Genomic DNA, 7,468 nt, shown 5'->3' with positions numbered 1-7,468 from the left:
CAGTAGTATGATTAAAAAATAACCAATTTAAGATAAAAATATCTTAAATTAAAATTTAGGTAGAAGTTTTAAATCCGTTTCACTTTGCGTTGCAGTACATCTTCGGTGATTTCACTTAGACGCATCGCTGAATACATCTCCAGCATCTCTTGGCGCCATACATCCCATTGGGCATGAAGTGCACACGGTTTCTCCGCTTCACAATCTCCGATTCCCAGTACACAAGCGTCAAAAAATGTTGTTCCATCAACGGCTTCGATGATAGAGAGTAACGTGATTTCAGATGCCGTGCGAGAGAGGGTAACTCCCCCTGCCGCGCCGCGCTGAGAGATGAGGATTCCGGCATGTACCAGTTTTTGCAGGGATTTAGCCATAAAATGGAAGGGAAGCTCTAATGCTTCACTGATCTCTTGAATCCGATGAAACTCTCCGGAGGGCTTTGTGGAGAGCCATACAGCGGCACGAATCGTATCTTGGCAAGCGGAAGAGAGCATTAAAAACCTTTATTTAGTGACATAGAGGTAAAACGTGATTATTTCTAATAAAAATAGCATTATAAACGCTGTTTTATAAAAGGTAACAGGGGAACGTTCGATCAGAGGGGTTGTATTGGAGAAAAAAGGTTTTACTTTTTCGGGATATTTCAGATCGTAAAAAAATTCAGAATAATGTCGGTAACGATAATCGATAGAGATTGCGATGGAACGCATAATCACCGAATCGAGCCACAAAGGAATGTTTTTATTGAGCACAGAGGGATGTTTGGGTGATTTAAAGGAAGGGGTTTGAAACGGTTCAATCTCTCCGTAGGGGAATTGACCTGTCAGTGCCCAATAGAGGGTGACACCGATGGAAAATATTTCGGTTGATTCGTTGATCGCACTATCAATAAATCGCTCAGGTGCTAGATACGTTGGGGTTCCTGCACGATTATTGAGAGAAAATATCTCGACGATGGAGCCGAAATCGACCATTTTAAATTCGACTCCCGCTTCGCCGTCTCGTTGGTAAACGAGGATGTTTTCAGGTTTGATATCACCATGAACAAGCCCTAAATGGAGCAGATGGGCTTCGGCACGGTGGAGAAATTTTCCCAAAGCGATGGCATTGTCTATTGAGAGAGTACGGTTTTTGAGATACTCTAACAGATTTACCCCTTCCACCAGTTCCATAAGATAATACCGCATGCTTCGCACCTGCGGGACCCACGCATGACCGAAGGCTATGTGGGTGATCTGTTTCGCGTACCATGCTTCACGGACAAAGGCATCGAGTGCTTCGTCATCATCTGCTTTTAGAGGAAATTTCATAACATACAGTTCTGAGTCTTTGAGTACTTTCCAAATACGTTTATGCTCCATCATAGGGGATATGAGGGTGTAGCCGTCGATGATTTGCCCCTCGCTCAGTGTTTCGGGGATGATGAGAGGGGCATTTTTGATGGAATAGAGCGGATCGAGAGATTCGATACGGAAAATTTGGAGGCTCATATCATCGCGATCTTTGGGATTACAATTTTGCTCAGCATTGTGGATGATGCTCGAGGCACCTAATCCTTTTTGGATCATATTGGTAAAGACTTTCTCCTCTAAGAGATTGTAAACACCGTCACTGCACAGTATCAGAGTGTCACCGACAGCGACAGGGGTAGAGAGGATATTCAACTCGATATTTTCACTCAAACCGCACGCAGAGCTCAAGACATGGGACATGTACTCATCATCCATCGTGTGATCGTTCGTGAGACGATGGAACTCTCCATTTGCTTTGAGCAAATAGATGCGTGAATCGCCGAGATGGAGAGTGTAGAGTGTTTCACCTTCTATGACGGCAAGGCAAAGTGTTGTGAGGAATTCGATTTTTCCGTATTGGGTCATCGATTCTTTGAAGAGGAGGCTGTTGATGTGGCGGGTAAAGACTTCCATCGTTTGTGGGATATCCCAAGCACGAGGGCGGTTTTTGAATTGATCGATAAAAAATTTGACACACTGTCGTGCTGCAGCACCGCCTTGTGCAGCACTTCCGACTCCATCGCACAACACGCTCACCAAAAGAGCATTTTCAATGATGCTATACGCACAGGCATCATCGCCTGTGGCGGCGTCTTTGGGAAGGATGAATTCGGAAGATTGAAGTTCTAACATTGTTATATTCTTGCTCCTGAAACCGCACCCCATGTCGTACGCCAACGTGTTTTAACCAGACTGATCCCACTCATGGCGATTATTGTCATCAACGCAAAGATCACAAATCCGGCAGTATAACCATCAAATGCTCCCTGTGACCATCCGAAGGTTTTGATCAGAGCTGTTCCGCCAAGTCCCCCAGCCATACCGATTAGTCCGGTCATCACGCCGATGTCTTTGCCAAAACGCTGCGGTACGAGTTGGAATACCGAACCGTTTGCCATTCCCAGATTTGCCATGATGAGAAACATCACAAGAATCGCTCCCCAAAACGGCAAGCTGACAAACGCACTGATGAGTGCTAAAACGATGATACTACCGTAAAACACATAAAGCGATTTAATCCCCCCCATTTTATCGGCGACGGCTCCGCCCACGGGACGAAGCAGAGCACCGGCAAAGATGCAGAGCGCTCCGAAATATCCGGCGATTACTTTGACATTGCTCTCCTCCATGACATCCAGACCAAAGGCTGACATATCGGCTTGATAGGTGTTCATCAGATACACTTTCATGTAGTTGGCAAATCCGATAAATCCGCCGAAACTCACGGCGTAAAAGAGATTAAACCACCAGGTATCGCGATCACGCATCAGTTTCATATAATCGCCGAGCTTTTTCGGATTGGCTTTATACACCGATGATGGGGCATCTTTGGCCATAAACATATAGGCGATCAAGACGACAAACGATAAAACACCACCGACGAGAAAGACCGATGGCCATCCCCAAAGCTCGGCAATCTTGGGGGCGAACAAAAAGTCGATGACCACACCGATATTACCGGCCCCCGCGATTCCCAAAACCGTTCCTTGCAGACGCGGAGGATACCATTGACCCGCTTGAGGCAGCGCTACGGCGAACGATGCCCCCGCAAATCCCAGCCCAAGGGCAACCAGCAATAGTTGATTGTATGTAATCGACTCGGCCGCTGCGTATCCGTAGAACAGGGTTGCGATAACAATCCCCTGCGAGACCAATGCCGTCGTTTTAGGCCCGAATTTATCGACGAAAATTCCTAACACAAGACGTAAAATCGCCCCCGCTAGAACCGGAACCGCAAGCAGCGTCGCCGTTTGATCGTCGTTCATCGCAAAACTGCGCTAACTTAGAGACTCATTGATTTCGGTAGCCAGAGGCCCGAGCATCGTCCACATCATAAAGCTAAAGTCGAAATAGAGGAAAGCGGCAAACAGTGTCGGCCAGTGCCCCTCTTTTTTCAAATCACCGAATTTCATCATCCACTCCTATTTAAGATTTTTTTATCTGAAATAATTGTAGTTAAATTACAGGGGCACGGTTTATTATGATTGTTTAAAAATTAATCATAATCTTTTTTTTGGTGATTAACTTTTACAGATGCGGGAAGATTGATGTTCCTTTAGGAATAGGTTCGTTAAAATTATCAAAATTTAAGTGTCCAAAGGAGAATAGGTGAGTTCAGCCCTCGATCGTCTCAAAAACCTGACCGCACAAATCTCCAGTTATGAGTTGGAACGCAAAAAAAATCTCAAAGAACTTGAACAACTGTATCAGCAACTGGGTATCGATAAAAAGGTAGCCGTATTTGACGATCTGTTTGCATTCAAAGCGATCAACCTCTCCGGGATTTCCCTCTCTGACGAGGATTTGGGAGCCATTAAAGAGGGAAAATATGCCCAGGTTATCGGGATTGTGTACGATAAAGAAGCCAAAGTCAAAAACAAAAATATCTCACTTGCCTATTATGGACGGGTTGAAAAGCTCTCGCCGGAGCAGAAAAAGGGCATTATCACTTTTGTGCTCGGATGGCGGTTTGAGAAAAGCTTTCGAACGCTGGAACACTATCATGATTTGATGGGACAGTTAAAAGCGTTGAACGACGAAGAAGCATGCTGATCTTTTTTGATACCGAAACGACGGGAGTGGAAACTTCTGATCGGATCTGCGCCGTCGGAATGGTGGAAGAGAACAGTCCTTATTACGAATTAATCCATCCGGGGCGTAAAATTCCTCCTGCCGCCTCTGCCATTCATCAGATTACGAACGAAATGCTCAAAGATGCTCCTGCATTCGCCGATTCGAACAGTTGTCGGCGGCTCAAAGAACTGAATGCGGAATCGAATGTCCTGATCTCTCATAATGCTCCGTTTGATATCGCGATGCTGATAAAAGAGGGATTGCAATGGAAGGGAGAGATTATCGATACCCTCAAATGCGCCAAAGCGCTGATGGACGATCTGGACGGGTACAGTCTGCAATTTCTGCGTTACGAACTGCGGCTGTATCGGGAAGAAGAGGAATTCTTCGCGTCTTTCGGAGCAGGCATCACTCCGCATCACCCCCTGAGCGATGCACTTCATGTGAAAATGCTCTATACGTATCTGCTTGATCTGGCCGATCACGAAAAACTGGTGGAGATTTCCCAAAGCCACGTACTGCTAAACCGTCTTCCGTTCGGGAAGTATGCCAAGCGCCGTATCGAAGAGATCGCCCTCAAAGACCCGGGATACCTGAAGTGGATGCTTGAGTCGCTGGTGGACATGGACGAAGATTTACGCTACAGTATCGAACATTTTTTGAGGGAAGTACCGTGAAAGTAGCCATTCAATGCGATTCTCCGTTGTTACAGCGTTCATTGGAACTTTTTTTGGAAGGGCAGTTAAGCTCGATCCGCCAGTGCGATATTCTGATTCGGGACAAAGAGATACGAGATGAGAACCGTCTGACCTTCATCATCGGATCATCCGAATCGTTCGATCTGATCAAGCCGTTTTCGAAAGCACAGCTGCTTCACGCGCTTGCGCAAAAGGTTGAATCACTGAAACATGCTCCGACTGACACGATGGAAGAAACTTTTGTACCCGCTGAAGAAGAAGGGGTCAGTTTCGAAGTTCTCGAACGCCACATCGAGAAACTGACGCGTGAATACCAAGCCAACATTCTCAAAGCGATACGTGCATTTTATGAAAAATAATCCCCCGCTGACAAAAAAGATCATTGCCGGAAAATTCAAAGGCAAGACCCTCAAACTCCCGTCCAAAGAGACGACGCGAAGTTCCAAAGCGATCGTTCTGGAGTCATTTTTTAACACGATTCAGTTTGATATTATTGATGCGACGGTTGTAGAAGTGTTTTCGGGAAGCGGTTCCATCGGACTCGAAGCGCTTAGCCGCGGGGCCAAAAAAATATTTTTCATGGAAAAAGACCGTGACGCGGTGAAAACGCTGCGCCAAAATATTGCCCAAACCGATCCCTCTGCATGCGAAGTGTACGAAGGAGACAGTTTTACCAATATCGTTCAGGTCAGAAAGCGGCTCGAAGCACTGGGTGAGAGTGCTTTTATTTATGTCGATCCTCCTTTTTCATACCGCGAAGGGATGGAAGAGATCTACGATAAGACGCTGCATCTGATCGCGTCTTTTCCTCCCGAACGTGCGAGATTGTTTATCGTCGAGCACATGAGTACCCTTGAACTGCCCGAGATGATCGGCTTATACAATCGAATCAAAACAAAGAAATTCGGAAAAACCTCACTGACCTACTACGCTTAATCCCTTTTTGGAATGAACTTTGCTTTTTCCTTGTACGTTACAAAGGACAAGCATGAGATTAATCGTACTAATTTTTCTTCTACTCTCATCATTGCAAGCCGCGCGGATCGGCGAAATAGCCAACGTAGTCGGTGTGCGGGACAATCAGATTATCGGATATTCGCTTGTCGTCGGTTTGAAAAAAACCGGGGACGGGACAACGTCAAAGTTTACTCTTCAATCCATTGCAAACATGCTAAAAGCCATGAACATCGATATGAATCCCGTTGATATCAAATCCAAAAACGTCGCAGCCGTTGTCGTTACGGCTAAATTTGCCCCTTTCGCGCGTCAGGGAGACACATTCGATGTCGTAGTATCTTCTATTGGGGATGCCAAGTCTTTGGAGGGCGGGACTCTTTTGATGACGCCGCTTAAAGGGGTAGACGGGAAAATCTATGCTCTGGCACAAGGACCGATCAGTATCGGCGGCAAAAATGAAAGAGGCGCGGGTGCGGAATCGCATCCGACCGCCGGTATGGTCTATGGCGGCGGATTGGTCGAACGTGAAATTCAGCAGGACCTTTACCATCAGCAAAACGCGACGTTGTCGTTGAAAACGTCTAATTTTTCCAATGCCGTGGCCATCCAAAATGCCATCAACGCAAAATACAGAGGAACGCTTGCGACTGCGCTCGATTCGCGCACAATCAAGCTGGACCTACCTCAAAACCGCTCGATGGTCGAGTTTTTGGCAGAAGTGCAAAATATGGATATCAGTTACGCGCAAGAACAAAAGATTATCATCAACGAGCGGACCGGAACGATTGTCGCAGGTGTGGATGTTGAAGTCAAACCGGTTGTCATCACCCAAGGAGACATGACCGTTAAAGTGCTCTCTCAAAATACGGTCAGCACTCCTCCTGGAAGCGTCACAATGGATAAAAGCCTTGTAATCGGGCTGAACGAAAACGAGATATACACCGAAAAAGGGACGACGACGGTCGCCAACATCGCCCGTTCACTCCAAAAACTGGGGGCAACTCCTAAAGAGATGATCGCCATTTTACAGGCGATGAAAAGTGCCGGAGCCATTGCGGTCGATTTGGAGGTAATCTGATGGATGTATCAACCGTACAGTATCAAAAAGCGGTTCCGACGATCGGAACAAAAGAAGGGGACGCAGCCCTACGGGAAAAAACGGATCAGTTCGAGGCGATCATCGTCAAAATGATGCTGGATGAGGCAATGAAAGAAGAAAAGAATCTTTTCAGCGCCAATGATCCGGGAGAAAAAATCTTCAAATCGATGTACCGCGAGGAACTTTCCAATGCGAGTGCGGGAGGATTCGGATTTTCCCAAATGCTGTTTGAACATTTGAGCCAAAAAGGGGTGAAAAACTAAATTTTTTGGATTCTTTGCCGATATGGTTGGTAGACATCATAAACGGACAAATAAGAAGGATTCACCATGATCTCAAGTGTGAACAGCTCACTTATCAAAGGTGCTTATCAAGAAGCATCATTTAAAACAAAAGAGCAGGAAAAATCCGCTCAATCGATTACAAAACAAGGTGACACAAGCCGGATCGAAGAGCTCAAAGCTTCTATCGAAAAAGGTGAATACCGTGTCGATATCGAATCGTTGGCGAAGCGCATCGCGCAAGAGCTGACTTAAAACGAATAGGAGTTTATGATGTTGTCGTATCAATTACAAAGCGCAATCAAAGAATTGGAAGTCCTCATCACTTTGTCGGAAGAAGATATAGCC

Annotated in this window: 11 protein-coding genes; 7 read left to right on the top strand and 4 right to left on the bottom strand. The window is 46.0% G+C overall.

Translation table 11 applies throughout. From position 1 onward, the window contains the following. Window positions 1-68: 68 nt before the first annotated feature. The 4 genes from WB308_RS11890 to WB308_RS11875 are packed head-to-tail and all read right to left on the bottom strand — an operon-like array spanning window position 69 to window position 3,424. A complete protein-coding gene (locus WB308_RS11890) occupies window positions 69-494 on the bottom strand; it encodes an RrF2 family transcriptional regulator (protein ID WP_424191805.1) in 426 nt (141 codons plus the stop codon). Window positions 495-503: 9 nt separating this feature from the next. Continuing rightward, complete coding sequence (locus WB308_RS11885) at window positions 504-2,144, bottom strand: protein kinase domain-containing protein (RefSeq protein WP_424191803.1); 1,641 nt, start codon at window positions 2,142-2,144, stop codon at window positions 504-506. Between the two features lie 2 nt (window positions 2,145-2,146). After that, complete coding sequence (locus WB308_RS11880; RefSeq protein ID WP_424191801.1) at window positions 2,147-3,277, bottom strand: MFS transporter; 1,131 nt, start codon at window positions 3,275-3,277, stop codon at window positions 2,147-2,149. 12 nt (window positions 3,278-3,289) lie between these two features. Further along, window positions 3,290-3,424: a hypothetical protein gene (locus WB308_RS11875; protein WP_424191799.1), complete on the bottom strand. Its 135-nt coding sequence runs from the start codon at window positions 3,422-3,424 to the stop codon at window positions 3,290-3,292. 196 nt (window positions 3,425-3,620) lie between these two features. Here WB308_RS11875 and WB308_RS11870 point away from each other — a divergent pair, with 196 nt between their 5' ends. From WB308_RS11870 to WB308_RS11840, 7 genes are all read left to right on the top strand, one after another. After that, window positions 3,621-4,064, top strand: a complete 444-nt coding sequence (locus WB308_RS11870; protein WP_424191797.1) for a hypothetical protein — start codon at window positions 3,621-3,623, stop codon at window positions 4,062-4,064. After that, complete coding sequence (locus WB308_RS11865; RefSeq protein WP_424191795.1) at window positions 4,058-4,762, top strand: exonuclease domain-containing protein; 705 nt, start codon at window positions 4,058-4,060, stop codon at window positions 4,760-4,762. Before WB308_RS11870 ends, WB308_RS11865 begins: the two co-directional genes overlap by 7 nt. Next, window positions 4,759-5,142, top strand: coding sequence for a hypothetical protein (locus WB308_RS11860; RefSeq protein ID WP_424191793.1), 384 nt, complete (start codon window positions 4,759-4,761; stop codon window positions 5,140-5,142). Before WB308_RS11865 ends, WB308_RS11860 begins: the two co-directional genes overlap by 4 nt. Beyond that, the gene (rsmD, locus tag WB308_RS11855; RefSeq protein ID WP_424191791.1) at window positions 5,132-5,719 is read left to right on the top strand and encodes a 16S rRNA (guanine(966)-N(2))-methyltransferase RsmD; all 588 of its coding nucleotides are present in this window, start codon (window positions 5,132-5,134) and stop codon (window positions 5,717-5,719) included. The genes WB308_RS11860 and rsmD overlap by 11 nt, the downstream gene beginning before the upstream one ends. Before the next feature lie 52 nt (window positions 5,720-5,771). Next, on the top strand, window positions 5,772-6,818 hold the full coding sequence (locus WB308_RS11850; RefSeq protein WP_424191789.1) for a flagellar basal body P-ring protein FlgI: 1,047 nt from the start codon (window positions 5,772-5,774) through the stop codon (window positions 6,816-6,818). After that, window positions 6,818-7,102 carry a rod-binding protein gene (locus tag WB308_RS11845; RefSeq protein WP_037949535.1) on the top strand — a complete coding sequence of 95 codons (285 nt, stop codon included), beginning with the start codon at window positions 6,818-6,820 and terminating at the stop codon, window positions 7,100-7,102. The genes WB308_RS11850 and WB308_RS11845 overlap by 1 nt, the downstream gene beginning before the upstream one ends. A 66-nt stretch (window positions 7,103-7,168) precedes the next feature. Beyond that, the gene (locus WB308_RS11840; RefSeq protein ID WP_424191787.1) at window positions 7,169-7,375 is read left to right on the top strand and encodes a flagellar biosynthesis anti-sigma factor FlgM; all 207 of its coding nucleotides are present in this window, start codon (window positions 7,169-7,171) and stop codon (window positions 7,373-7,375) included. Window positions 7,376-7,468 lie beyond the last annotated feature (93 nt).

It is taken from the genome of Sulfuricurvum sp. (assembly GCF_049587615.1).
Lineage (GTDB): Bacteria > Campylobacterota > Campylobacteria > Campylobacterales > Sulfurimonadaceae > Sulfuricurvum.
Note: the sequence above shows the minus strand (reverse complement) of the source record. Positions and strands in the feature narration are given on the sequence as shown.